This is a genomic window from Type-C symbiont of Plautia stali (assembly GCF_059730935.1).
The window spans coordinates 3,652,769-3,678,064 of sequence record NZ_AP035923.1 but is presented as its reverse complement, the minus strand read 5'-3'; the positions used below and the strand labels follow the sequence as shown (position 1 = coordinate 3,678,064).

Annotated in this window: 18 protein-coding genes; 12 read left to right on the top strand and 6 right to left on the bottom strand. The window is 59.8% G+C overall.

Annotation, left to right across the window (positions count from 1 at the left end):
- Positions 1-78: 78 nt before the first annotated feature.
- Positions 79-1,728 (top strand): Na+/H+ antiporter, encoded by a 1,650-nt coding sequence (locus AC6I7J_RS17355; protein WP_021507828.1) that lies wholly within the window; start codon positions 79-81, stop codon positions 1,726-1,728.
- Between the two features lie 60 nt (positions 1,729-1,788).
- Here AC6I7J_RS17355 and AC6I7J_RS17350 read toward each other — a convergent pair whose 3' ends face one another.
- Positions 1,789-2,691: a LysR family transcriptional regulator gene (locus tag AC6I7J_RS17350; protein WP_498006280.1), complete on the bottom strand. Its 903-nt coding sequence runs from the start codon at positions 2,689-2,691 to the stop codon at positions 1,789-1,791.
- Positions 2,692-2,793: 102 nt separating this feature from the next.
- Here AC6I7J_RS17350 and AC6I7J_RS17345 point away from each other — a divergent pair, with 102 nt between their 5' ends.
- The 4 genes from AC6I7J_RS17345 to AC6I7J_RS17330 all read left to right on the top strand — a co-directional run bounded on the left by AC6I7J_RS17345 (position 2,794) and on the right by AC6I7J_RS17330 (position 5,220).
- The gene (locus AC6I7J_RS17345; RefSeq protein WP_021507826.1) at positions 2,794-3,219 is read left to right on the top strand and encodes a CidA/LrgA family protein; all 426 of its coding nucleotides are present in this window, start codon (positions 2,794-2,796) and stop codon (positions 3,217-3,219) included.
- Positions 3,212-3,907: an LrgB family protein gene (locus AC6I7J_RS17340; protein ID WP_021507825.1), complete on the top strand. Its 696-nt coding sequence runs from the start codon at positions 3,212-3,214 to the stop codon at positions 3,905-3,907. The genes AC6I7J_RS17345 and AC6I7J_RS17340 overlap by 8 nt, the downstream gene beginning before the upstream one ends.
- Before the next feature lie 82 nt (positions 3,908-3,989).
- Positions 3,990-4,535, top strand: coding sequence for a YfaZ family outer membrane protein (locus AC6I7J_RS17335; protein WP_211726532.1), 546 nt, complete (start codon positions 3,990-3,992; stop codon positions 4,533-4,535).
- 139 nt (positions 4,536-4,674) lie between these two features.
- Entirely contained in the window at positions 4,675-5,220 is a 546-nt protein-coding gene (locus AC6I7J_RS17330; protein ID WP_031279754.1) for a YfaZ family outer membrane protein, read from the top strand.
- Between the two features lie 157 nt (positions 5,221-5,377).
- Here the strand turns inward: AC6I7J_RS17330 and AC6I7J_RS17325 are convergent, their stop codons facing one another.
- The 3 genes from AC6I7J_RS17325 to acs form a co-directional block, all read right to left on the bottom strand.
- Positions 5,378-7,030 carry a cation acetate symporter gene (locus AC6I7J_RS17325; protein ID WP_498006278.1) on the bottom strand — a complete coding sequence of 551 codons (1,653 nt, stop codon included), beginning with the start codon at positions 7,028-7,030 and terminating at the stop codon, positions 5,378-5,380.
- Positions 7,027-7,356 carry a DUF485 domain-containing protein gene (locus AC6I7J_RS17320; RefSeq protein ID WP_498006276.1) on the bottom strand — a complete coding sequence of 110 codons (330 nt, stop codon included), beginning with the start codon at positions 7,354-7,356 and terminating at the stop codon, positions 7,027-7,029. Before AC6I7J_RS17320 ends, AC6I7J_RS17325 begins: the two co-directional genes overlap by 4 nt.
- Before the next feature lie 173 nt (positions 7,357-7,529).
- Positions 7,530-9,485 carry an acetate--CoA ligase gene (acs, locus tag AC6I7J_RS17315; RefSeq protein WP_498006274.1) on the bottom strand — a complete coding sequence of 652 codons (1,956 nt, stop codon included), beginning with the start codon at positions 9,483-9,485 and terminating at the stop codon, positions 7,530-7,532.
- A gap of 580 nt (positions 9,486-10,065) precedes the next feature.
- On the opposite strand from acs, the gene gltP reads away from it, so the two are divergent.
- From gltP to murP, 4 genes are all read left to right on the top strand, one after another.
- Complete coding sequence (gltP, locus tag AC6I7J_RS17310; RefSeq protein WP_021507820.1) at positions 10,066-11,367, top strand: glutamate/aspartate:proton symporter GltP; 1,302 nt, start codon at positions 10,066-10,068, stop codon at positions 11,365-11,367.
- 163 nt (positions 11,368-11,530) lie between these two features.
- Positions 11,531-11,935 (top strand): type II toxin-antitoxin system HicB family antitoxin, encoded by a 405-nt coding sequence (locus tag AC6I7J_RS17305; RefSeq protein ID WP_058757543.1) that lies wholly within the window; start codon positions 11,531-11,533, stop codon positions 11,933-11,935.
- Positions 11,936-12,081: 146 nt separating this feature from the next.
- A complete protein-coding gene (murQ, locus tag AC6I7J_RS17300) occupies positions 12,082-12,993 on the top strand; it encodes an N-acetylmuramic acid 6-phosphate etherase (protein WP_058780882.1) in 912 nt (303 codons plus the stop codon).
- Positions 12,993-14,432: a PTS N-acetylmuramic acid transporter subunit IIBC gene (murP, locus tag AC6I7J_RS17295; protein ID WP_058774923.1), complete on the top strand. Its 1,440-nt coding sequence runs from the start codon at positions 12,993-12,995 to the stop codon at positions 14,430-14,432. The genes murQ and murP overlap by 1 nt, the downstream gene beginning before the upstream one ends.
- 94 nt (positions 14,433-14,526) lie before the next feature.
- Here murP and AC6I7J_RS17290 read toward each other — a convergent pair whose 3' ends face one another.
- Positions 14,527-14,766 (bottom strand): hypothetical protein, encoded by a 240-nt coding sequence (locus AC6I7J_RS17290; RefSeq protein WP_238561247.1) that lies wholly within the window; start codon positions 14,764-14,766, stop codon positions 14,527-14,529.
- A gap of 131 nt (positions 14,767-14,897) precedes the next feature.
- Here AC6I7J_RS17290 and AC6I7J_RS17285 point away from each other — a divergent pair, with 131 nt between their 5' ends.
- Complete coding sequence (locus tag AC6I7J_RS17285; RefSeq protein WP_498006272.1) at positions 14,898-20,957, top strand: autotransporter outer membrane beta-barrel domain-containing protein; 6,060 nt, start codon at positions 14,898-14,900, stop codon at positions 20,955-20,957.
- Between the two features lie 395 nt (positions 20,958-21,352).
- Positions 21,353-22,897, top strand: coding sequence for a methyl-accepting chemotaxis protein (locus tag AC6I7J_RS17280; RefSeq protein WP_498006270.1), 1,545 nt, complete (start codon positions 21,353-21,355; stop codon positions 22,895-22,897).
- 3 nt (positions 22,898-22,900) lie between these two features.
- Here the strand turns inward: AC6I7J_RS17280 and AC6I7J_RS17275 are convergent, their stop codons facing one another.
- On the bottom strand, positions 22,901-23,857 hold the full coding sequence (locus AC6I7J_RS17275; RefSeq protein ID WP_021507815.1) for an AraC family transcriptional regulator: 957 nt from the start codon (positions 23,855-23,857) through the stop codon (positions 22,901-22,903).
- Positions 23,858-23,959: 102 nt separating this feature from the next.
- Between AC6I7J_RS17275 and AC6I7J_RS17270 the strand changes: the two genes are divergently transcribed.
- Positions 23,960-25,147, top strand: a complete 1,188-nt coding sequence (locus tag AC6I7J_RS17270) for an MFS transporter (protein ID WP_058757539.1) — start codon at positions 23,960-23,962, stop codon at positions 25,145-25,147.
- The last annotated feature ends 149 nt before the right edge of the window (positions 25,148-25,296 follow it).

Below are 25,296 nucleotides of genomic sequence, written 5' to 3'. Positions count from 1 at the left end.
AGCCCCGCCGGGCGGCGTTTTGTTTTACACTTTCCGACGCAACATCGCTTCGATTAATATGATTCGCCTAAGGAAAGCATGGAAATCTTCTTTACTATTCTCATCATGACGCTGGTGGTTTCGCTGTCCGGCGTTGCGGCACGTATCCTGCCGTTTCAGATCCCGCTCCCGCTGGTACAGATCGCGGCCGGCGCGCTGCTGGCCTGGCCAACCTTTGGTCTGCACGTCGATTTTGACCCCGAACTGTTCCTCGTGCTGTTTATTCCGCCGCTGCTGTTTGCCGATGGCTGGAAAACGCCGATCAACGAGTTTCTGCATCACGGCCGTGAAATTATCGGCCTGGCGCTGGTGCTGGTGCTGATTACCGTGGTCGGTATCGGCTACCTGATTTACTGGCTGGTGCCGGGTATTCCGCTAATTCCGGCGTTCGCGCTGGCGGCGGTGCTGTCACCGACCGATGCGGTGGCGCTCTCCGGCATCGTCGGCGAAGGGCGCATCCCGAAAAAGATCATGTCGATTGTCCAGGGCGAGGCGCTGATGAATGACGCGTCGGGCCTGGTGTCACTCAAGTTTGCCGTCGCGGTGGCGATGGGCACCATGGTGTTCACCTGGGGCGGCGCCAGTGTCGAATTCCTTAAAGTGGCGATTGGCGGCCTGGTGGCAGGTGTCGCCGTTTGCTGGCTGTATGGCCGTTCGCTGCGCCTGCTCAGCCGCTGGAGCGGTGACGACCCGGCAACGCAAACCGTACTGCTGCTGCTGCTGCCGTTCGCCTCTTACCTGATTGCTGAACACCTCGGCGTCTCCGGCATTCTGGCGGCGGTAGCGGCCGGTATGACCATCACCCGTTCCGGCATCATCCGTCAGGCACCGCTGGCAATGCGCCTGCGCGCCAACAGCGTATGGCAGATGCTGGAGTTTGTGTTCAACGGCATGGTGTTCCTGATGCTGGGCCTGCAGCTGCCGGACATTCTCTCCACCTCGATTGCTCAGGCGAACGCCGATCCTAACGTCGAGCTGTGGATGCTGTTCGCTGACGTCGGGCTGGTCTATGCGGCGCTGATGATCGTGCGCTTCGGCTGGCTGTGGATCATGAAGCGCACCAGCCTGCGCCTGCTGAAGAAGAAGCCGCTGGAGTTCTCCAGCTACTCGCTGCGTGAACTGCTGATCGCCTCTTTTGCCGGCGTGCGTGGTGCTATCACGCTGGCCGGTGTGCTGTCGATCCCGCTGTTCCTCAGCAACGGCGAACCTTTTCCGGCGCGCTACGAACTGGTGTTTATCGCCACCGGCGTGATTCTGTTCTCGCTGTTTGTCGGCGTGATTCTGCTGCCGATTCTGCTGCGCGGCATGGAGAGCCACGACAAAGTGGGACACCGTCGCGAAATCCAGAGCGCGCGTGCCGCGATGGCCGGCGTGGCGATCGAAAGCCTGCACAAAATGGAGCAGCGGCTGGAAAACGACGCTGAAGAGAACATCGATCCTGAGCTGCTGAAAGAGGTCAGCCTGCGGGTGATTGGTAATCTGCGTCGTCGCGTCGATGGCAAAGATGATATGGAACAGGCGCTGTTTGCGGAAAATCTGGAGCGCCGTTTCCGTCTGACCGCGCTGCGCGCCGAGCGTGCCGAGGTTTATCATCTGCGCGCCACCCAGCAGATCTCCAACGAGACCATGCAGCGCCTGCTGCGCGATCTCGACCTGCTGGAAGCGTTGCTGATAGAAAAAGAGGAATAGCCGCCGCGTTTTGCTGCTCTCCGATCCCGCGGCCGCCTGACAGACAGGGCGGCCGCTTTGCTACAGCGATAGCCGTGGCGCGTTATCCGGCCAGTGTTCGCGGCAGCAGGCAATCCACGCCTGCGCGCTGCGCGACAGATAACTGCCTTCGCGCCAGATTAGCCCCAGACGCCACTGCAGCTCCGACTCCAGCGGCAGCCACAGCAAGGCCTGTTTATCCAGCCGCTGGCAAATCGGCTCCGGCAGGATCGCCAGCCCCATATCCGCCTGCACCATCGCGGCAAGAAAATCCCACTGCGCGCTACGCAGCGCGATATCCGGCATCACTCCCTGACGCTGAAACGCCTTCATCAGCTGGCGGTTAAGCGAAAACTCTTCGTTGAGGATCAGCAGGGGATGCTGAGCCAGCTCGGCCAGCGTCAGGCTGGTGCGGTTGAGCCAGCGCGCGCTGCGCGGCAGCAGCACGCACAGCGGATGACGCATCAGTTCCAGCGTATTCAGCGGCAGCTCCACATCAATCGGCAGGGCGGTCAGCGCAATATCCAGCCCGCCGCTCAGCACCGCCTGCTGCACCGTCAGGCCACCAAATTCGGAGATTTTCAGCTGTACGCCGGGATAGCGGCGGCGGAACGCGGAGATCGATCCGGCAATCTGCATGCCGACCATCGGCGGAATGCCCAGCCGCAGCTCACCGGTTTTCAGCTGGTTGATGTCACTGATTTGCGCCTCCAGCTGATGAAACTCCTGCAAAATCGCCAGGCCGCGCTGATATACCGCCTGGCCGCTGTCGGTGAGATGCAGCTTGCGTCCTTCGCGCAGCAGCAGCGTGCAGCCCAGCTCTTCTTCCAGCTGGCGCAGCATTTTGCTGATGGTGGGTTGCGTCACGAACAGCTTCTCCGCCGCGCGGGTAAAGCTCTGCTGACGCACCACTTCGGTAAAGTAACGCAGGGCACGCACGTCCATAAACATTCCTTTTTGGCATAGTTTGAATAATTTTAATTCATTTCTTTCACACTCTGGCGCGGATTTATACTGAAACCCTGAATTTTTGAGGGGAAGAGAGAAATGGCGTCCGCGCTTCGTCCGCGCACCACGGATATCCTGCAACGCGTCACGGTGCCGCTGCAGCTGGTGCTGTATATCGCCCTGTTCGTTGCCAGTGGCCAACTGGTGAGTTGGCTGCATCTGCCGTTACCGGCCAACGTCGTGGGTATGGTGTTGCTGTTACTGTTGATCGTCAGCGGTATCGTGCCGCTGCGCTGGGTCAAAGCCGGGGCCAACTGGCTGCTGGCCGAAATGCTGCTGTTTTTTATTCCGGCGGTGGTCGCGGTGGTGAATTACAGCGACCTGCTGCGCAGTGAAGGCTGGCGCATCTGTGTGGTGATCGCCGTCAGTACGCTGATGGTGCTGGCGGCCACCTCGCTGGTGGTCGATCGCTTATACCGTTTCGAACTGGCGCGCGCGGCGCGTAAGCAGGGCGATCGTGACTGACTTTATCATTAGCCTGTTGTGTCTGGCGCTGACGCTGCTGGTTTACTACCTCAACAAACGCCTGTACCGGCGCAGACCCACACTGCTGCTGATGCCGTTGGTGTTAACGCCGCTGGTGCTGGTGGCGCTGTTGCTGCTGACGCACGTCAGCTGGCAGGATTACATCGCCGAAAGCCACTGGCTGCTGTGGCTGCTGGGGCCGGCGACGCTGGCTTTTGCGGTGCCGGTTTACGAAAACCTGCACATTATCCGTCGCCACTGGCTGTCGCTGAGCGTGGGCGTGATCACTGCCACGCTGGTGGCCGTGTGCAGTTCGGTGTGGCTGGCGCGGCTGCTGACGTTACCGGAGAGCATCCAGCGTAGTCTGGCGGTGCGCTCCATCACCACGCCTTTTGCGCTGGCAGCGGCCCAGCCGATTGGCGGCCAGCCCGATTTGGTCGCGCTGTTCGTGGTGATTACCGGAGTGTTTGGCATGGCGGTGGGCGACGTGCTGTTTTTACGCATCGCGATTAAGCAGGGCGTGGCGAAGGGCGCCGGCTTTGGCGCGGCCTCGCACGGAGCCGGCACGGCACGCGCCTATCAACTCGGCCAGCAGGAGGGCGTGGTCTCCAGCCTGGTAATGATGCTCTCCGGCGTGCTCACGGTGTTGCTGGCCCCGCTGCTGGGTCAGCTGTTGTGGCATGCCTGACGGGCAAATTTGAGCCTGGGCTCATATCAGAGTTTCCTCGCTTTGCTTACCGTTTGCGCGCGTAAACAACAAGGAAGCGAGAATGAAAAATACCACATTAGCATTAGGCCTGCTGCTGGCCGCCACCGGGACCAGTGCCGCTGAGATCGGCGGGCAGGGCGGCAGCCATTTCTGGACAGCCCGGATTAACAGCGACCGCACCGCACCAGGCGTGCAGGCAGCACTGGAGTATGTGCATGGTCATCAGCAAACCCATCTGCTCGACGCCAGCCTCGGCTACGGCTTTTCCCTCGGTGCGCTGCAGGTAGCACCGCGTATCGGTGCATTCTGGGCCGATGTGAAAACCACCTCAACATCGAGTCGCGGCATGAATGGCGGGATTCGTCTGATGGCACCTCTGCCGCAGGCAGGGGCTACCTGGCTCTATCTGGATTACAGCCTGTCGCCTGATTTTGCCAACCATAATCTGCATGCGCTGCATCAGCTGGAAGCGGGCGTCTATTACCAGCCGGCGAAGTGGTTATCACTCAGCAGCGGCTATCGCTACCTCTCCGCCAACGGTGATTATGGCCATGCCGATCAAAGCCTGATGGATGGCCTGTTTATCGGCGCTGCGGTGCGCTTCTGATCCCTCCACGGCCGTTCGCGGCCGTTTTCTGCCCGCTGTAATCCATTTTTACGTAAAGCTTTCCAAATAAAGTTGTGTCACGTCGCTGCGCTGTTTACCCTTTGCGCCGAATTATGTGTCCTTCATGGAGTGGATTGTTATGTTTAAGCAACTTGTTACGGGAAGTGTTTTAGGTCTGGCACTGCTGAGCGGCGGCGCGCAGGCGATTGAGGGCAGTGTTGACGTGGGTGAGCACAGCACCAACCTGAACCTTGGCCTCGGCACCGCTTCACCGGGTCTGTTTCTGAAAGGCAACTGGCTGCGCAGCGATCACGACGGCAGCACTTACGGCCTTGGTATGGGTTATAACCTGGATGTGGGTGATTTCCGCGTGGCACCGACGGCAAAAGCGCTGTTCACCCATCCGGAAGATGGCCGTGATGGCTTCACCGTGGCGCTGGGTGCCGGTGCGCAGTATAACTTTAACAGCATGTGGGGCCTGTACGGCGAATATTACTATGCGCCGGAAGCGTTCTCCGATCGTCTGGACAGCTATAAAGAAGCCTCAGGCGGCCTGAGCTTTACGCCGATTTCACTGCTGAACCTGCGCGTTGGCTATCAGTACATTGAGCTGAACAACAAAGGCGACCGTAAAGATAACGTGCTGGTCGACGGCCCGTACGTCGGTGCGTCGCTGCGTTTCTGATGACTGTACCAGGTGCGCATGAATGCGCACCCTACGAAATTCCGTAGGGTCGCCATTTATGGCGACCTGGTCAATCACCGCACTACGTTCATGGCGACCTGGTCAATTACCGCACCGTGTTGATGGCGACCTGGTCAATCACCGCACCCTCTCAATCTTAATGTGCTTTCCCTTGCGAAATCCCGACGCCCGTTTGTGAACGGATGAACTGTCCGCGGAATTTCGCCCGCTCCAGCGCTCCCTGCTGGGAATGATCGGTAATGGAAAACAGCCAGGTGCCGACAAACGCGACCAGCATCGAGAACAGCGCCGGATACTCATACGGATAGACTGGCGTTGCGTGTCCCATTACCTGCACCCAAATGGTCGGGCCGAGAATCATTAGCACCACCGCCGTCAGCAGGCCCAGCCAGCCTCCCACCATGGCGCCGCGCGTGGTCAGTTTTGACCAGTACATCGACAGCAAAATAATCGGGAAGTTACAGCTGGCGGCAATCGAGAACGCCAGGCCGACCATGAAGGCAATATTCTGTTTCTCAAACAGAATCCCCAGCGCAATCGCCACCACGCCCAGCACCAGCACGGTAATTTTCGACACCCGCAGCTCTTCACGCTCGGTGGCCTGACCTTTACGGATCACGCTGGCATACAGGTCATGCGACACCGCCGAAGCACCGGCCAGCGTCAGTCCGGCCACTACTGCCAGAATGGTGGCGAAGGCCACCGCCGAAATAAAGCCGAGGAACAGGCTGCCGCCGACCGCATTGGAGAGATGCACTGCCGCCATATTGGTGCCGCCAATCAGCGCGCCGCTGGCGTCTTTGAAGGCCGGATTAGCGCCGACCAGCAGAATCGCGCCGAAGCCGATAATAAAGGTCAGGAAGTAGAAGTAGCCCATAAAGCCGGTGGCCCAGAACACGCTTTTGCGTGCTTCCCGCGCATCGGCGACGGTGAAGAAACGCATCAGAATATGCGGCAGGCCGGCGGTGCCAAACATCAGGCCCAGACCGAGCGACAACGCGGAGATCGGGTCTTTCACCAGACCGCCCGGCTGCATGATCGCGCTTCCTTTCGGATGCACCGCCATCGCCTCGGTAAACAGCGTATTAAAGCTGAAACCGGTGGCTTTCATCACCATGATGGCCATGAAGCTGGCACCAAACAGCAACAGCACCGCTTTGATAATCTGCACCCAGGTGGTGGCCAGCATGCCGCCAAACAGCACGTACAGCACCATCAGAATGCCGACCAGCACCACGGCGATGTGGTAGTCGAGACCGAACAGCAGCTGGATCAGCTTACCGGCACCCACCATCTGCGCAATCAGATACAGCGCCACCACCACCAGCGAACCGCAGGCGGAAAGGGTGCGGATCGGCTTTTGCTGCAGGCGATAGGACGCCACATCGGCAAAGGTATAGCGGCCCAGGTTACGCAGGCGTTCGGCAATCAGGAACAGAATCATGGGCCAGCCGACGAGGAAGCCGAGCGAGTAGATCAGCCCGTCGTAGCCGGAGGTGTAGACCAGCGCGGAGATACCGAGAAACGAGGCGGCCGACATAAAGTCACCGGCCATCGCCAGGCCATTCTGGAAACCGGTGATGTTGCCGCCGGCAGTGTAGTAATCGCTGCGCGAGCGGGTGCGTTTGGACGCCCAGTAAGTAATGCCGAGCGTGGCCGCCACGAAGACCACGAACATGATGATCGCTTCGTAGTTGGTGGCCTGTTTTTGCACCGCGCCGGTAATGGCATCGGCGGCAAATACGCTGGCTGGTACGATAGCCAGCGAGGCGGAGAGCAGGCGCTTCATGATTTCACCTCGCTGACAATCTGTTTGGTCAGACGATCAAACTCGCCGTTGGCGCGCCAGACATAAACGCCGGTCAGCAGAAACGACACCACAATCAGGCCGACGCCGATGGGGATGCCGCGCGTCACATTGGTGCCGGCGTGCAAGGGCGTGCCGAGCCAGCCGGGCGCGAAGGCAATCAGCAGAATAAAGCCGACGTACAGTACCAGCATGATGAGGCTGAGCAGCAGCGCAAACGACTGACGTTTGTGCACCAGCTCCTGAAAACGCGGATTGCTTTCGATTTGTTGCCAGACGGCTTCCTGTTGGTTCAGGACTTCGTTCATCACATTTTCTCCAGAGGCAAGGCAGACAGAAAACTCACGGCAACGTGATTTAACTGGCTGAATATTCTAGTTATAAAGGTTGTGCGATGGTGAAAAGCATACGGCGTAAGGATGGAAGAGCGGAGAGCTGCCTGCCGGGGACAGGCTGATACTCTCCGCCGGGTCAATGCCGGTTATGGCATGGTGATCGACTGTTTCTCCTCGAGCAATTTCTCCACCACGCCCGGATCGGCCAGCGTTGAAGTATCGCCAAAGTTGCTGGTATCGCCGGCGGCGATCTTGCGCAGAATACGGCGCATGATTTTGCCGGAGCGGGTTTTTGGCAGCGAATCGGTCCAGTGCAACACGTCTGGCGTGGCAATCGGGCCGATCTCTTTACGCACCCAGTTGCGCACCTCACTGTACAGCTCTGGCGACGGCTCTTCGCCGTGATTCAGCGTGATATAAGCATAGATCGCCTGGCCTTTAATGCTGTGCGGAATCCCCACCACCGCGGCTTCGGCAATTTTCGGATGCGAGACCAGCGCGGACTCGATCTCCGCCGTGCCAAGCCGGTGGCCGGAGACGTTCAGCACGTCATCGACGCGGCCGGTGATCCAGTAATAGCCATCGTCGTCACGGCGCGCGCCGTCGCCACTGAAATAGCGATTTTTAAACGTCGAGAAGTAGGTTTGCTCGAAGCGATCGTGATCGCCAAACAGCGTGCGTGCCTGGCCGGGCCATGAGTCGACAATCACCAGGTTACCCTCGGTGGCACCGTCCAGCGTATTACCTTCGTTATCCACCAGCGCCGGCTGGACGCCAAAGAACGGTTTAGTGGCCGAGCCGGCCTTCAGCTCGGTGGCGCCGGGCAGCGGCGTAATCATGAAGCCGCCGGTTTCGGTCTGCCACCAGGTATCGACGATCGGGCAACGGCTGTCGCCAATCTTTTTGTAATACCACTCCCAGGCTTCCGGGTTGATGGGCTCGCCGACCGATCCCATGATGCGCAGGCTGCTGCGCTGGGTGCCGGCAATCGCTTTATCACCCTCGGCCATCAGCGCGCGGATAGCGGTCGGCGCGGTGTACAGCAGCGTGACCTTATGTTTATCCACCACTTCCGCCATGCGGCTGGGCTGGGGCCAGTTGGGTACGCCTTCGAACATCAGCGTGGTGGCCCCGCAGGCCAGCGGACCGTAGATCAGATAGCTGTGCCCGGTAATCCAGCCCACGTCGGCGGTGCACCAGTACACATCATCGTCATGATAATCAAAAACATATTTGAAGGTGGTGGCAGCATACACCAGGTAACCACCGGTGGTGTGCAGCACGCCTTTCGGCTTGCCGGTAGAGCCGGAGGTATAAAGGATAAACAGCGGATGTTCGGCCTCGACCGCTACCGGCTGATGCTGATCGCTGGCTTTCGCCATCAGTTCATGCCACCACAGATCGCGGCCTTCGTGCCAGCCGGTTTCTTTGCCGGTGCGCTGGAACACCACCACGTTTTTCACGCTGGTGACGTTTGGATTGTTCAGCGCATCGTCCACGTTTTTCTTCAGCGGAATGCTGCGTCCGGCACGCACGCCTTCGTCAGCGGTAATCACCAGTTTTGCACTGGAATCCACAACGCGTCCGGCCACCGCTTCAGGTGAGAAGCCGCCAAAAATGACCGAGTGCACGGCGCCGATGCGCGCGCAGGCCAGCATGGCGACTGCGGCTTCCGGCACCATCGGCATGTAGATTGCCACCACATCGCCTTTCTTCACGCCAAGGCCGGTCAGCACGTTGGCAAAGCGGCAGACGTCGGCGTGCAGTTCACGGAAAGTCAGGGTTTTGCTTTCGCTGGCGTCATCGCCTTCCCAGATAATCGCCGGGTGATCGCCGCGCGTAGCCAGGTGGCGATCGAGACAGTTGGCGGCAAGGTTCAGCGCGCCATCTTCATACCAGCGAATCGAAATATTGCCGGGGTCAAACGAGGTATTTTTCACTTTGCTGTAGGGCGTCATCCAGTCGAGGATTTTGCCCTGTTCGCCCCAAAAGGCCTCAGGATCGTCAACCGACTGTTGATACAGCGCCGCATACTGATCGGCATTTATCAGGGCATTCGCTGCAATGGCAGCGGGTACGGGATGCTTGTGTATTTGGCTCATGGCTGACCTCCTTGAAGATGTTAATCATATGTCAATCAAAGGTTAATTGAAGAGTGAGGCCGGGCTTTGTTTCTGTTTTGCAGTCTGGATCACGACCTTGTGTAAGGCTGAAAAGTCACCCAATTCAATCTGTTTACCGGCGCAGGAAATGAGGCAAAACCACTGGCTGGATCAATAAAATTATGAACCAGCCGGTTAAATAAGCAGCAAACAGACCGGCACGTTTTTTCAGCAATCCTGAATAGCTATGCGGAAAATTATCGAATTAACACTTTTCATAACAGCGAGTTATGACAGGCGCATGTCAGCAGCATTTTATGCTGCCTGGCTGTGCAGGATTTAAGCTATCGCCCCAGGGGTTGCATTTACCGTAGTGAAAATGGTACTTATCTCGGCCCTGTTCAGCAGGTATCAACTCAGGCTGCATCATCGCGCGGGCGCATAATGCCGGCGCAGCGGTAACCGATGCAGTCCATTATAACCCTCTATTTTATCGGGCTTTTGCTCACTTCCCTGTGTGTAATGTCTTCTGCACCTTCGCAGCAGAGCAAAGGGGTTTTAACTGAGGAAATAACGCGTTATGAAAGGTTTTAAACTCACCCTCGCGTGGCAGATTCTGATTGCCCTGATTCTCGGCGTTATCGTCGGAACCGTGCTGCATAATCAGCCAGACGATCGTGAATGGTTAATCACTAACATTCTTACTCCTGCCGGCGACATCTTTATTCATCTGATCAAGATGATTGTGGTGCCGATTGTTATTTCCTCACTGATTGTCGGCATCGCCGGCGTGGGTGATGCGAAAAAGCTCGGGCGGATTGGTGTGAAAACCATCATCTATTTTGAAGTGATTACCACCATTGCCATTGTGGTCGGCATCACGCTGGCCAACGTATTCCAACCCGGCAGCGGCATTGATATGTCAACGCTGGCAACGGTGGACATCTCTAAATACGAAGCCACAACGGAAGCGGTGCAGGGTGCGCCACATGGCCTGGTGACCACCATTCTGTCGCTGATCCCGCAGAATATTTTCGCCTCACTGGTCAAAGGCGACATGCTGCCGATTATCTTCTTCTCGGTACTGTTTGGCATGGGACTGTCTGCGCTGCCATCGGAGCATCGCGATCCGCTGGTGACCGTATTCCGTTCCATTTCCGAAACCATGTTTAAAGTGACGCACATGATCATGCGCTATGCGCCGGTCGGAGTGTTTGCACTGATTGCCGTCACCATTGCTAACTTCGGTTTTGCCTCGCTCTACCCGCTGGCCAAGCTGGTGCTGCTGGTGTACGTGGCGATTCTGTTCTTTGCGTTCGTGGTGCTGGGTGCGGTGGCGCGCTTCTGCAAGCTGCGTATTACGACCCTGATGCGCATTCTGAAAGATGAGCTGATTCTGGCGTATTCCACCTCCAGCTCAGAGACCGTGCTGCCGCGCATCATGCAGAAGATGGAAGCCTACGGCGCGCCGAAGGCGATCACCAGCTTCGTGGTGCCAACCGGCTATTCGTTCAATCTGGATGGTTCAACGCTGTATCAGAGCATTGCGGCGATCTTTATCGCCCAGCTGTACGGCATTGACCTGTCGCTCACTGATGAAATCATTCTGGTGCTGACCCTGATGGTGACGTCGAAAGGCATCGCAGGTGTGCCGGGCGTCTCGTTTGTGGTGCTGCTGGCTACGCTGGGCAGCGTCGGTATTCCACTGGAAGGTCTGGCGTTTATCGCCGGCGTCGACCGTATCATGGACATGGCGCGCACCGCGCTCAACGTCATTGGTAACGCGCTGGCGGTGCTGGTTATCGCCCGCTGGGAAAACCAGTTTGATACCAAACAGGCCGCCGCCTACGAGCTGCAGCTGCGCACGCAAAACGCCAGCTAAGCGACATGCTCTCTGACTGAACCCGCCTTCTGGCGGGTTTTTTTATATTTTGCAGACAAGTCCTGTCGTGGTGAGCTACTGAAGAAAGTTTAAATTTATACCCACCATAACCACTCGCATCCGCCGTAGATAATCAAGAAGGCAATTTACATAAGGACTCACCATGAGATTCCCCGTTTATTTGCACAAAACAGAAAACGGCAGCTGGTCAGGTTTCGTACCCGACGTGCAGGGATGTTTTTTTGCGGGCAACACCGTTGACGAGGCGTTGAGCGATGCATTTGGTGCAATCGATGCGCATGTGGAATCGTTAGCGGACGCAGGCAAGGCCATTCCAAAAGCAGCCAGCGTTGAAACCCATATTAATGATGAAGAGTGCCAGGGAGGTTACTGGGCTTTCGTTGAGATTGATCTCAGTCGTTACGAAGGTAAAGCGGTGAAGCTGAACATCACCCTGCCGCAAAACTTACTGACCAAAATCGATAGCCACGTAGAAGCACACCGCGAATACGGCTCCCGTAGCGGCTTTCTCGCCGCGCTGGCACGCAGAGAACTGGCAAACATCTAGTGCTTCTTCTTAATCCAACCCGCCTTCTGGCGGGTTTTTTTATGCCCGCTACCGCAAAAGGTAAAAAAATTGACCTGAGCAGGAGGAATTAACAATTCTATATGATATATAGTTTCAAGAATAAATTATTCCTGAAGGGAGCGAACATGAACATCGATCTGAGCCAGATGATCACCGAGGGCCGCAACCCGGCGAGCCAGAACATTGACGAGCTGAACACGGAAGCGATGCTGCGCGTCATTAACGATGAAGACAAAAAAGTGGCGCTGGCGGTGGAAGCTATCGTGCCGCAGATTGCTGAGGTGGTGGATGCCATCACGGCGGCATTCAGCCAGGGCGGACGTCTGATTTACTGCGGTGCCGGGACCTCCGGCCGTCTCGGTATTCTCGATGCCAGCGAATGCCCGCCCACGTTCGGTACGCCGCGCAGTCAGGTGGTCGGGCTGATCGCCGGCGGCCATACCGCCATTTTACAGGCGGTGGAAAACGCCGAGGACAACCGCGAGCAGGGCGCGCAGGATTTAAAAGATATCGACTTTTCGGCGCGCGATGTGCTGGTCGGCATTGCTGCCAGCGGCCGCACACCTTATGTGCTCGGTGCGCTGGCCTGGGCGAAGCAGCAGGGCGCCTTCACCGCCGCGCTGACCTGTAATCCCAACAGCGCCATGTCGCAGGCGGCGGACGTCGCCCTGACGCCGGTGGTAGGCCCGGAAGTGGTCACCGGCTCGTCACGCATGAAAGCCGGCACCGCGCAGAAGCTGGTGCTCAATATGCTGACCACCGGCGCCATGATCCGCAGCGGCAAAGTGTACGGCAACCTGATGGTCGACGTAGAAGCCACCAATCAGAAACTGGTGCAGCGGCAAATCAACATCGTTAAGCAGGCCACCGAATGTGACGATGCCCGCGCACAGCAGGCGCTGGCAGCGTGCGGCGGCCACTGTAAAACCGCCATTGTGATGATACTGGCGGACCTGAACGCCGATGACGCGCAGGCGCTGCTGGCGCAGAACCACGGCTTTATCCGCCAGGCATTACACCACGCAGGAGCGCAATGATGGCGGCGATCACTGAAAGCTTATTGCGCGATATCCTGCAGGCGGTCGGCGGCGCTGGCAACGTCGTGCACTGCGGTAACTGCATGACGCGTCTGCGTCTGACGCTGGCCGATGCCGCGCGGGTCGACAGCGCCCGGCTGAAAACGCTGCCCGGCGTGCTGGGCGTGATTGACAGCGATGCCCAGCTACAGATTGTGCTCGGTCCTGGCAAAGCGCAAACCGCAGCGGAAAAAATGCAGGCGATGCTGAACAGCGCCACGCCAGAGGCGCCGGGCGATCTGCACAGCATCGCCAGCGCGCAGAAGCAGCAGATGAAAGCGAAGCAAACCAGCGCGCTGCACCGTTTTCTCTCCTGCTTTGCCACCATTTTTACCCCGCTGATCCCGGGCTTTATCGGTGCCGGATTACTGCTGGGGTTTGCCACGCTGATTGAGCAGGTGTGCCATCTTAATCAGCCCGGGGAACACGCCCGCTGGCTGCTGGACACCGTGGCTTATATGAAGGTGTTCGGCAAAGGGTTGTTCACCTTCCTCAGCATCTTAATCGGCTATAACGCGCAGAAAGCGTTTGGCGGCACCGGCGTGAACGGTGCGATCATCGCCTCGCTGTTTGTGCTGGGTTATGTCCCGAACGCGACCGTCGGCTATTACAGCGGCATGCAGGATTTCTTCGGCCTGACCATCGATCCGCGCGGCAATATTATTGGCGTGCTGCTGGCGGCGATATTTGGTGCCTGGCTGGAGAAACAGCTGCGCAAAATTATCCCGGATAATCTCGATATGATCCTCACCTCGCTGCTGACGCTGTTAATTACCGGCGCGGTGACGTTCCTGGTGATCATGCCGATTGGCGGCGAGCTGTTTAAAGGCATGTCGTGGCTGTTTATCCACCTGAACAATAACCCGTTCGGCTGTGCCATTCTGGCCGGCTTATTCCTGATTGCGGTGATGTTCGGCATTCATCAGGGCTTTATTCCGGTCTATTTTGCGCTGATGGAAACCCAGGGTTTCAATTCGCTGTTCCCGATACTCGCCATGGCCGGAGCCGGTCAGGTCGGCGCTTCGCTGGCGCTGTGGTGCAAAGCCGACAAGCACTCGCTGCTGCGCAGCCAGATTAAAGGCGCCATCGTGCCGGGTCTGCTGGGCGTCGGTGAGCCGCTCATCTATGGCGTGACGCTGCCGCGTCTTAAACCGTTTATTACCGCCTGCTTCGGCGGTGCGCTGGGCGGCTTCTTTATCGGGCTGGTGGCGTGGCTCGGTCTGCCGGTGGGCATGAACACGGTGTTTGGCCCGTCAGGACTGGTGACGCTGCCGCTGATGACCTCTTCGCAGGGCATCTTTGCCGGTATGGCGGTCTATCTGGTGGGGCTGATCGTGGCGTGGATCGGCGGCTTCGTCTTTACCTGGTGGGGCGGCACCAAAAACGTTGATTTAAGTTAGAAAAGCCCGCGTCAGCAGACCGTCAAGAGGTCTGATGTCATTAAATGCATGATTTTGCTGCAATTGTGGGATAGCTCACAATTGCAGCATTTCGTTAGCGGGGCTTATTATTGAGCGTGAGAATTATCACCCATCCAGACTTAACTGGAGTGGCTGAAGATAAATCACGTGTTATTAATAGGTTATCACTATAAGCCTTATTTAAACCAGGGTTATAGCTTTTCATTTCCTGCGAAATTCTTATTTCATTCCAATAAATATCTCCGGGCTCGCTTTTGATCTGTGCAGCCATAAAGTCTATATAAGCAACAGCTTTCTCCTGATTTTCACGCATCAGCGGCACCCTCTGTGCCCATAATTAACCACTTGATTCGTTTTGTGAAAATAGAGTTCGCCCATCTGCACCTTTGTTCTTTTTTCGCTGTCCTTTCACAGCGTCGCTGATTGCTTGTTACTGGAGGTTGTATGAGATTCACCCGGAATCCCATTGCGCTAGGGATCGTCGCTGCGCAGGCGGTGTTTTATTTCCCCGGCGTGGGGGAAGCGGCAACACTGGGCGCGTATAATCCGCGCGATAACGACCAGCAGAGCGGCGCGCTGATCGTTAACGGCGGCAGCGCAACCTTAACCGGTAATCAGGCATTTGAGCCGGGCATTGACGGGGCGGTCAACACCACGCTCGGCCAGGTGACCATCGCGGCGGGCGCACAATACCTTAATCAGGCACGTCTCGATCCCGGTCCGCAAAACCTCGCCATCACCGTGCCGGATCCCACTACCGGCGGCAACACCACTTTTCAGGTGTTTGATTCCGCCAGCCTGGTGGCGCAGGCACCGGTTACCGCCAGCACGGTGGTGCCGGATCTGCAAAACGTGAATGACAATCAGTATATCGACGCGCGCATCGCCGACGTCAGCGGCAGTGGCAGTTCGCTGGATGTCAGCATTGGTCAGGCTAACGCCAACAGCAGCGCCAGCACCAACGCCTGGACCATGGCGGCCAAAAACACCACGCTGTTTCAGGTCAGTAACGGCGGCACCCTCAACTGGAACAACAACAACCGCATCACCTTCAATGGTTCTGCGGCCAACGTTTCCGGCGGCCAGGTGACCGACAGCCTGGCGGTACAAAACCTTGCGACCTATAACGGCAGCTTTAGCGTGCAGACGCTGGACGGCAAAACCACCGCCTTCAACGTCACCAATGCCAGCCAGCTGCAAAGCTACAATAACTGGCTGGTGAGCCAGCTGCAGGCCGGCAATCTCGCGCCGGCCAGCTACCTCAGCGCGTTCAATCAGGCGGTCACTATCACCAACGGCGATATTGTCTATAACGTCAGCGCCACTGCGCCGGATGAAGTGACGCAGCCGATAGGTAGCCGCGTGGTGATCAATGCCGAAGGCGCCGGTTCGCAGGTCACTATCGCCGCCGGTAAAACGCTGGAAGTGGTAGGGGCCAGCGATGGCGCGGTACGCGTGGCCAGCGGGGCCAATGCCACCATCGACGGGAAACTGGCGAGCCGCGGCACCGCGCTGGCGCTGGATGGCGCGACGGCCACCAACAGCAGCAGCGGCGTCATCAACGGCGGCTTCCTCAACCGTATTGATGGCACCGGCGTCGGCGCGGCCAGCAACAACGCCACGGCGGTAACGGTGCAAAATGGCGGCGATTTCACAAACAATGGCGTGCTTAACCTCGGTACTACCGGCAGCAATCTGACCAACGGCGTGGCGGGCATCCGCCTTGATGCCAATGCGCAGGCCAGCAACAGCGGCAATATCAATGTGGGCGTCAACGGTTCCAGCGCGCGCGGCACCACTTCCGGCGTGCTGCTCACCAGCGACAGCAGCCGATTTACCAACAACAGCGGCGGCACGATTTATCTCGGGCGAGGCGCGCAGAACAGCCTGAGCTACAACGTGGCGGAGACTGCCCTGAACCAGAGCGGGCTGACCAGCGGCATTGCGCTGCTGGCCAACGGTAGCGCCACCAACGACGGGGCGATTGTGATTGGCTCGCGCGTACAGAACGCCGCCGGGATGTCGGTCAGCGGTGCCAGCAATGCCACGCTGATCAACAGCGGCACCATCGACGTCAACGGCAGCGCTGCGCGCGTGCCGCGCGAGAACGTCGGCATGCTGGTCACTAACAGCAACGGTACGCTGGAGAATCGCGGCACCATCAACCTCAATGGCGTTAACGGCACCGGCCTGAAAGTGCTGGCCACCAGTGGTAACAGCGCCGCCGCCAGCTCCACCGGGACCATCAACGTGGCAGGCGGAGCCGATCCGGCCAGCGGCACGCGCAACTTTGGCGTGTGGGTGGAAGGCCAGGGCAGCGGCACTGCCGCAGCGAACGTGGACGGGCCGATTAACCTCACCGGCAACGGCGCGATTGGCGTGCACGCGCGCGGCAACGCCACGGTTAACGTCACGCAGAATGCCATTCCCCGTTTCAGCACCGGCAGCAATCAAATCGGTTTTTTTGCCTATGGCCCGAATGCGCTGATCAACGTGGACGACAACAACGCCTTTGACGTCACCACCACTAACTCGACGCTCTTCCGCATCGAACAGGGCGCGATGTTTGACGGGACTAACACCACGCTGACCGCCTCCGGCGCGGGTGCGGTGGCGGTGAACGGCACCGGCGGTGGCGGAACATTGGTGAAGACCAACAACGCCACGATTAACGTTAGCGGCACCGGTGCCACCGGCGTCAATATCGAGGGCGGTGCGCAGGGCAATATTGACGCGGCGACCACCATTACCCTCAGTGGCAGCAACGCCACGGGCGCGATTGCCGACGGGCAGAAACATACGCTGACCGGCGCCAACAGCCGTGCGCCGGTCGCCAGCACGCGGCTGACCTCCGCCGCAGAACTCAACTCGGCGCAGAACGGCATCACCGGCTATCTGGCACGCAACCGCGCGCAGCTCAGCAACAGCGGCAACATTAACTTCAGCGGGGCCAATACCACCGGCCTGCGCGTGGAGAGCGGGGCGACCGGCAGCAACAGCGGCAACATCAGCATCAGCGACGGCGGCACCGGTATCGCGGTGAACAGCGCGGGCAGCACCTTCGCTACCACCGCCAGCAACAGCGGCAACATCGACGTCAATGGCGGCAGCAGCACCCGCCGTACGCGCGGCGTCAGCGCCAGCGGTAGCCAGGCGGTGGCGAACCTCAACGGCGGTACGCTCACGCTCAACGGCAGTGGTGCCATCGGCGCCGAAGCGCTGGACGGTGCGCTGGTGAATATCGCCGCCGGATCGACGCCGATCTTTAACAATAGCGACCAGATCGCCTATCACGCTGCGGGTAACGGTTCACGCATCCGCGCCGCCACCAGCGCGCTGGATGTCAGCACGCGTGGTTCCACCGGCTACCGCCTTGACGACGGCGCGGCACTGAGCTTCAGCACGCCGAACAGCCTGAGCGCCAGCGCCGCCAGCAGCACCGGCGTGATTGTTTCCGGCAGCGGCAGCAGCCTCAACAGCGCCAACCTCAATCTGACCGCCAGCGGCGAGGAGAGCACCGCCGTGCGCGTCGAGGGCGGCGCAGCGGCGATGCTCGACGGTAGCAGCAACATCACGCTCAGCGGCAACAACGCGGTAGGCGTGCTGGTGAATACGCTGCGCAGCGATCTCAGCAATGCGCTGGACGGCAGCGCTGCCGCCACCCGCGTCACCAGCAACGCCCGCATCAGCGGCGCTGGCAACGGTGCCGTTGGCTTTGACCTGACCAACGGCGCGGCACTGGAGAACAATGGCGCACTGACGCTGACCGGCAGCAACAGCATCGGCATGCGCTCGCGCGCCGGCAGCACGCTGACCAACAATGGCGTGGTTAACGTCAGCAGCGGCACCGGGTTAGACGTCGGCGGCAGCGGCACCACGCTGGCGCAGGGCGGCAGCATCAATGTCGATAACGGCGTGGCCGGCGTGCGCATCAGCGACGGTGCGCAGCTGGCACTGACCGGCAGCGATACGCTGATCACCACGCGCGGCACGGCGCATGGCATTTTGCTCGACAGCGGCGCGGCGGCGCTCAGCGCGCGCGACGCCACCATCAACGTACTGGGCAGCGGCAACGGCATCGAAAACCGCGCGGAGCTGGGCAACGTTAGCCTGAGCAACCTGACACTCAACGTTGGCGATGGCAACGGCATCCGCACTGCCGTCGCGTTCGATCCCGCCTCCACCGTGACCACCAATGTATCCGGCAGCGGTAACGGCCTGACTGTCGCCAACGCCGATGGATCGACCACCGGCGGCGATCTGACGCTGGGTTCGGGTTACGTTTTCAATGTCACCGGCGCCGGCGGCACCGGGATTCGCGCCAACACCACAGGAAATATCGTCACCGCCGCCAGCGTTAATATCACTAATGCGGCAGGCGGTTCGGCGCTGGTCTCCAGCACCGCCGGCACCATCGTCAACAGCGGCACACTGCGCTCCAGCAGCCTGACGGCACCGGTGGTCGATCTGCGCGGCGGCAAAACGGTATTTGAGAACCTCGGTACTATCGTGACGGCCACGGCGCAAAGCGTGGCGGTGGCGGGCAGTAACGCCGACGATGTGATTTTGCTGACCCAGGGTGACGTGCTGGGCGACATCAATCCTGGCGGCGGCAGCGACACGTTCCGCTGGACCGGCGGCACGCTCAACGGCAGCCTGACCATGGGCGCAGACAACAATAATATCGCCGAGGTCAGCGGCGTCGATCTCAGCACTACTTACCATCTCACCAGCGGCAACGGCACCGGTAACAGCCTGACCTTTGACCAGATTACGGCGCGCGGCGGCAGCTTCAGCGCGGATGACCTGAGCAAAGGCGTTAACCTCGGCAGCGGCTGGAGCATCATTAACTTCGCGGATAGCCGCTGGACGCTGACCGACAATCTGCAGCTGGCGCACAGCACCATCAATATTGATGGGCGCTCAACGCTGTATGCCGGTGACAACGTGCATCCCACGCTGGCGGGTGGCACAGCGGATTCGCTGCAGGTGAATAACAGCGGTACGCTGGACCTCACCAATGGCGGCGGTTCGCCAGGCAATACGCTGGACATCAACGGCTCGCTGGCGTCGATGGGCGGTCAGGCGAATCTGGTGACGCGCCTCAATGACGGCGGCGCGCTGAGCAACCAGTTCACCGACCACATCAACGTCAGCGGTAACGCCAGCGGCACCACGCTGCTCAACGTCAGGCTCGATGCGGCAAGCAGCGCGGCGCTCACCGATCTCAACCGCAACGGCGGCATTGAGGGCAACGAAGGCATTTCGCTGGCGCAGGTGGGCGGCAACGCTGGCCAGAACAGCTTTGCGCTCAGGGATGGCTATCTCGGTGCCGGACCGTGGCAGTACCGGCTGTATAGCTTCGCGCCGGGCAGTAGCGATCCGGCGCAGCGCCTGCTGAGCGGCAGCGGCAACAATTACTGGGACTACCGGCTGGCAAACTACTACGTGTGCGAGGACAGCGACAGCTGCCAGCCAGCGCTGGTGACCAGCGGATTTGGTACGCCACAGCGCTACGATGCGCGTCCGGCGGTGGTACCGCAGGTGCCCTCGTACATTTCGGCACCGGTTGGCCTCGCCTATTACACCGCCGCGATTATTGATGACCTGCACAAGCGTCTCGGCGAACTGCGTCACGAGCAGACGCGCCCGGCGGGTAACGGCGGTGAGATGTTTCTGCGCTATATCGGCTCGAACCTGAAATACAAAAGCGACCGCAGCTTTAGCGATTACGGCTACGGGTTTGATCTCGATTACAGCGCGGTGCAGCTTGGCGGCAACCTGCTGCATCTCGACGGTGAGCAGGACAGTCTGCGCGGCGGTGTGGCCTACACGCGCGGCAATACACGCATCCGTCCGCAGGCGGCAGACGGCTACAGCAGCACCAGTTTTGACAGCGACAGCCTGGCGCTGTACGGCACCTGGCAGCGCCAGAGCGGCTTTTACCTTGACGGCGTGCTGTCGTTTGACTGGCATCGTGGTGAAACCGACATTGCGCGCCAGCAGCGCGAGGCAAAGCTGAAGGGCCACGGCTGGACCGCCTCGCTGGAGAGCGGTTATCCGTTTGAACTCGGCGAGGGCTACAAGCTGGAGCCGCAGGCGCAGCTGATGTACCTGAAACTGAACATGAACGATTTCACGGATGAGGACAATAACCAGGTGCGCTATGGCGATTATCACCAGACGATTGGCCGTCTCGGCGCGCGTCTCGACCGCAGCTGGACTGATGACAGCAACCGCCAGTACACGCCTTATCTGCGCGCGAATTATTACAAGGGCTGGGGCGGTACGGCGCAGACGTCGGTGTCGGCTGCCGATAACCCGGCGCTCGGGGCCAGCTTCAGCAGCGGTAGTTTTGGCCAGATGTGGGAAGTGGGCGCTGGCGGCACGGTGACGCTGCATCAGGATGTGTCGCTGTACGCCGAAGCGGATTACCGCAAGGAGATCGACGGCAACGGCGCCAGAGGCTGGCGTTACAACCTCGGCGTGCGCTGGCAGTTCTGACAGTATGTGCACATGACGCGGTCGCCGTGAACGGCGACCCTACAAGAATGGGGCATGTGGCGGGATGTGCAGGGATGCGGTCGCCGTGAACGGCGACCCTACAAAATGGGGCATGCGGTGGGATGTGCAGGGATGCGGTGATGGCACGTTTTTCTGTAGGGTGCGCATTCATGCGCACCGCTGCCGACACTGCGTTCAGCCAAAGCTCGATCTCATTTACCCTAAATGATTTTTTATCGATCCCGCCCGCGGCCAGAACTGTGAAGCGCCGCGCACTCCGGCTTTATTAAGAACAAAAATTAAATAGCCGCGCTAAAGCCAGGCCATTGTGCTGCCGAAAAGGTAAAAAAGTATTATCGATTTCTCTTCAGCCTGCGTTTTGCAAGGACTCACACATGCGTAATAACCAGCCCATCACCCAGCGTGAATTCGTCTTCGACGATCGCGCCACGCTGATGTCGACCACCGATCTCAACAGCCACATCACCTACGCCAACGACGCTTTTATTGAGGTCAGCGGATTCACCCCGGAAGAGGTCAACGGCCAGCCACACAACATGGTGCGTCATCCGGATATGCCGCCGGAAGCGTTCGCCGATATGTGGAGCACGCTGAAGCAGGGCGAACCCTGGACCGCGCTGGTCAAGAACCGGCGCAAGAATGGCGATCACTACTGGGTGCGCGCCAATGCCATTCCGGTGGTGCGCGAGGGCAAGCTGCAGGGCTATATGTCGGTACGCACCAAACCGTCGGCGGAGGAGATCCGTCAGTGCGAAGCGCTGTACCGTGATTTTCGTGAAGGGCGTGCCAAAGGGCGTCGCTTCCATAAAGGGCTGATTGTCGGCAGCGGCTGGCGGCGACTGACCTCAGTGCTGAAAACGCTGCCGCTGCGCTGGCGCATTCGCAGCACGCTGATCGCGCTGCTGCCGTTGTCGGTGCTGAGCGTCTGGCTGCTGGGCATGGCACCGCTGGCGATCGGCTGCTTCAGCGGCGGCATGGCCGGGCTGCTGCTGCTGGCCAGCCTGTGGCTGGAGCAGCAGATCTCGCGCCCGATGGAGCGCATGTGCCGCCAGGCGCTGAGCGTGGCCACCGGCGCCAGCCACAAAGTCGAGCACATCGATCGGGTGGATGAGATCGGCATGACGCAGCGCGCTATCGGCCAGCTGGGCCTGATGTTCCGCTGGCTGGTGGATGACGTCAGCGGCCAGGCGATCAACGTCCTGAGCGCCAGCGACGCCATCGCGCGCAGCAATGATGAACTGAGCCGTCGCACCGAGCAGGCGGCGGCGAACGTGCAGCAAACGGCGGCGACCATGAACGAAATGACCGCCACGGTCAAAAGCAACACGGAAACCGCCAGCGAAGTGAATACGCTGTCGGCCAGCACCAGCGCAGCGGCGATCAAAGGCTGTGAAGTGATGCAGGAGATGGTCGGCATGATGGCGGAAATTGCCGACAGCTCGAAGCGTATCGCCAACATCACCAGCGTGATTGACGGCATCGCTTTCCAGACCAATATTCTGGCGCTGAACGCGGCGGTGGAAGCGGCACGTGCCGGTGAGCAGGGTAAAGGCTTTGCGGTGGTAGCGGGCGAGGTGCGCAGTCTGGCACAGCGCAGCGCCAAAGCCGCCAGCGAGATCAAAAACCTGGTGGAAACAAGCGCCGGCCGCGTGCAGTCGGGCAGCGATCACGCCGATGCGGCCGGCCATACGATGCAGGCGATTGTCGATCAGGTGCAGAATGTCACCGCCCTGATCGCGCAAATCAGCGCGGCGACGGCCGAACAATCCATCGCGCTGAGTGAAGTCAGTAGCGCGGTGGAGGATCTCGACGACATCACCCATCAGAACGCGGCGCGCGTGGCGGAAGGTGCAGAAGCCTCCGGCCGAATGGCGCATCAGGCCAACCGGCTGGTTGAAGCGATCAGCGTGTTTCGCTAAGTTTCACGACGCTTCACGTCCGGCGCGCAGCGCGCCGGGCGGTGTGCCGACAATGCGTTTGAAGGCGCGACTGAAGGCGGCCAGTGAACCGTAACCGAGGTGGAACGCTACGCTCTCCACCGCTTCGCCATCGTTAACAATACGCTCCACCGCCAGACGCATGCGCAGTTCGGTAAGGTAGCGCAGCGGCGTCATGCCGGTGGCGTTTTGAAAGCGCGCGGCAAACACCGAGCGTGAACTGCCGGATTCGCGCGCCAGCCGCTCCACCGTCCAGTTTTCGCCGGGCGCGCGGTGCATGGCCGCCATCGCCAGGCTGAGGCGCGGATCGCGCAGGGCCTGCACCAGCCCGCTGCCCTGACCACAGCCATTCTCCACCCAGCCCCGCACAATTTGCGCCGCCACCACATCGGCCAGCCGCGACAAAATGCCGGCAAAGCCCGCTTTGCGCTGACGCGTTTCACGCTCCATGGCATCCAGAATCGGCTGGATTTCCGGGTATTGCGCCAGCAGCGTGCTGACCAGCATCACGTCAGGCATGGTGTGCACCAGCGGCTGCATGCCGCCCAGCTCAAACGCCATGCAGGCGCTGAATAAAATCACATCGCTGTCATCCGGGCAGGCATCCGCATCCGGCGCATCGTTGATGGCGCACACGCTGTCGCAGATGGGTTTGCTGTTAAAGGTAGCGATCGGCACGCACACCGCATCTTCGCCGGAGATCAGCGCGTGCGGCTTACCGTGCGGAATCAGCAGTGCATCGCCCGCCTGCAGCGGATAGACGGTGCCGGAAGCGGAGCGAATCAGCAGCGAGCCGCGGCCAACAAAGTGCAGTTGCGCCTTGCCCGGCGCGTCATCATATTGCAGGCCAAACGGCGCATGCAGCGCGATGCGCTGATATTTGACGCCGTACAGGCGCATGCCCATCAGCAGTTCGCTGGTCAAATCTTCATAGCGGCTCATACAATCCAGACGAATTATCAAAAAACAAAGTTTCTGTATCATAGATCGTCTTGCATCGTCTCTCTATGCTTACAGCCTGATATTTTGTGATGGGGATCGCAGATGAGTCTGGATACTGAAGTAGTGGAAACAAGCATTGCGGTAGAGAAACCCGCATGGGGCGCGGTATTCGCCATGGCGTTTGGCGTCTTCGGCCTGATCACCGCAGAATTTCTGCCGGTGAGCTTGCTGACACCGATTGCCGACTCGCTGCGCGTCAGCGAAGGGCAGGCGGGCCAGACGGTCACAGTTACCGCGCTGGTGGCGCTGCTGACCAGCCTGGTGATTGGTAACGTCACGCGCCGCCTCGACCGCCGCCTGGTGATGCTGGCGTTCACGTTGCTGCTCATCGCCTCGGCGCTGCTGGTGGCGTTTGCCGAAAATCTGCCGATGATTTTACTGGCGCGCGTGCTGCTCGGCATGGCGATTGGCGGCTTCTGGACGCTGTCGACCGCCATTACCATGCGGCTGGTGCCCGCCGATCAGGTGCCGCGCGCGCTGTCGATTGTGTTCAGCGGTATTTCGCTGGCCACCATCATTGCCGCGCCGCTGGGCAGCTATCTTGGCGGGTTGATTGGCTGGCGTAACATCTTCCTGCTGACCGGTGTTTTGGGCGTGCTGGCGCTGTTCTGGCAGTTCTTCACCCTGCCGTCGATGCCGCCGGAGAACAAAGCGCGCAGCGGCGGCGTGCTGGACCTGCTGCGTCAGAGCGTGATGCGCTGGGGCATGCTGGCGGTGATCATGATGTTTACCGGCCATTTTGCCTTCTTTACCTATCTGCGCCCGTTCCTGGAAACCAGCGCGCAGTTGAATGTGAATCAGCTGTCGCTGGTGCTGCTGGCGTTCGGCGTGGCGAACTTCTTCGGCACCTCGCTGGCCGCGTGGCTGGTGACGCGCAGCGTGTCGCTGACGCTCACCGGCATGGCGCTGGTGATGAGCGTGACGGCAGTGCTGCTGGTGAGCTTTGGCCACGTCTCCTGGCTGGTGGCGAGCGGCGTCGCGCTGTGGGGGCTGGCGTTTGGTTCAATGCCGACTGGCTGGTCAACCTGGCTGTCGCGCGCGGTGCCGGACGACGCCGAATCGGGCGGTGGGCTGCTGGTGGCCACTATTCAGCTGGCGATCACCGCCGGTGCGGCAGCCGGTGGCTGGATGTTCGATCTGCAGGGCGCGGGCGGCGTATTCCTTGCCAGCGGCGTGCTGATGCTGCTGGCCGCCATCACCATCTTTACCCGCGTGCGGCATCACGGTTAAATCCGTTTACCGCCATCAGACGCGCCGCGACACGCTTCAGGGTGTGTCGCGGCGCCGCTTTTGCCGCGTATGCCTGGTCTCACCAATCACAGCAATAAATCCTGCCTTTTAATCAAATCGTGGTTTTTTAACCCTTTGCGCACAGGTTG

What these genes read in the sequence shown, in the direction of transcription:
- AC6I7J_RS17355 (WP_021507828.1), top strand. Translation starts at nt 79, where the DNA reads ATGGAAATCTTCTTTACTATTCTCATCATGACGCTGGTGGTTTCGCTG.
- AC6I7J_RS17350 (WP_498006280.1), bottom strand. Translation starts at nt 2,691, where the DNA reads ATGGACGTGCGTGCCCTGCGTTACTTTACCGAAGTGGTGCGTCAGCAG.
- AC6I7J_RS17345 (WP_021507826.1), top strand. Translation starts at nt 2,794, where the DNA reads ATGGCGTCCGCGCTTCGTCCGCGCACCACGGATATCCTGCAACGCGTC.
- AC6I7J_RS17335 (WP_211726532.1), top strand. Translation starts at nt 3,990, where the DNA reads ATGAAAAATACCACATTAGCATTAGGCCTGCTGCTGGCCGCCACCGGG.
- AC6I7J_RS17330 (WP_031279754.1), top strand. Translation starts at nt 4,675, where the DNA reads ATGTTTAAGCAACTTGTTACGGGAAGTGTTTTAGGTCTGGCACTGCTG.
- AC6I7J_RS17325 (WP_498006278.1), bottom strand. Translation starts at nt 7,030, where the DNA reads ATGAAGCGCCTGCTCTCCGCCTCGCTGGCTATCGTACCAGCCAGCGTA.
- AC6I7J_RS17320 (WP_498006276.1), bottom strand. Translation starts at nt 7,356, where the DNA reads ATGAACGAAGTCCTGAACCAACAGGAAGCCGTCTGGCAACAAATCGAA.
- acs (WP_498006274.1), bottom strand. Translation starts at nt 9,485, where the DNA reads ATGAGCCAAATACACAAGCATCCCGTACCCGCTGCCATTGCAGCGAAT.
- gltP (WP_021507820.1), top strand. Translation starts at nt 10,066, where the DNA reads ATGAAAGGTTTTAAACTCACCCTCGCGTGGCAGATTCTGATTGCCCTG.
- AC6I7J_RS17305 (WP_058757543.1), top strand. Translation starts at nt 11,531, where the DNA reads ATGAGATTCCCCGTTTATTTGCACAAAACAGAAAACGGCAGCTGGTCA.
- murQ (WP_058780882.1), top strand. Translation starts at nt 12,082, where the DNA reads ATGAACATCGATCTGAGCCAGATGATCACCGAGGGCCGCAACCCGGCG.
- murP (WP_058774923.1), top strand. Translation starts at nt 12,993, where the DNA reads ATGGCGGCGATCACTGAAAGCTTATTGCGCGATATCCTGCAGGCGGTC.
- AC6I7J_RS17290 (WP_238561247.1), bottom strand. Translation starts at nt 14,766, where the DNA reads ATGCGTGAAAATCAGGAGAAAGCTGTTGCTTATATAGACTTTATGGCT.
- AC6I7J_RS17285 (WP_498006272.1), top strand. Translation starts at nt 14,898, where the DNA reads ATGAGATTCACCCGGAATCCCATTGCGCTAGGGATCGTCGCTGCGCAG.
- AC6I7J_RS17280 (WP_498006270.1), top strand. Translation starts at nt 21,353, where the DNA reads ATGCGTAATAACCAGCCCATCACCCAGCGTGAATTCGTCTTCGACGAT.
- AC6I7J_RS17275 (WP_021507815.1), bottom strand. Translation starts at nt 23,857, where the DNA reads ATGAGCCGCTATGAAGATTTGACCAGCGAACTGCTGATGGGCATGCGC.
- AC6I7J_RS17270 (WP_058757539.1), top strand. Translation starts at nt 23,960, where the DNA reads ATGAGTCTGGATACTGAAGTAGTGGAAACAAGCATTGCGGTAGAGAAA.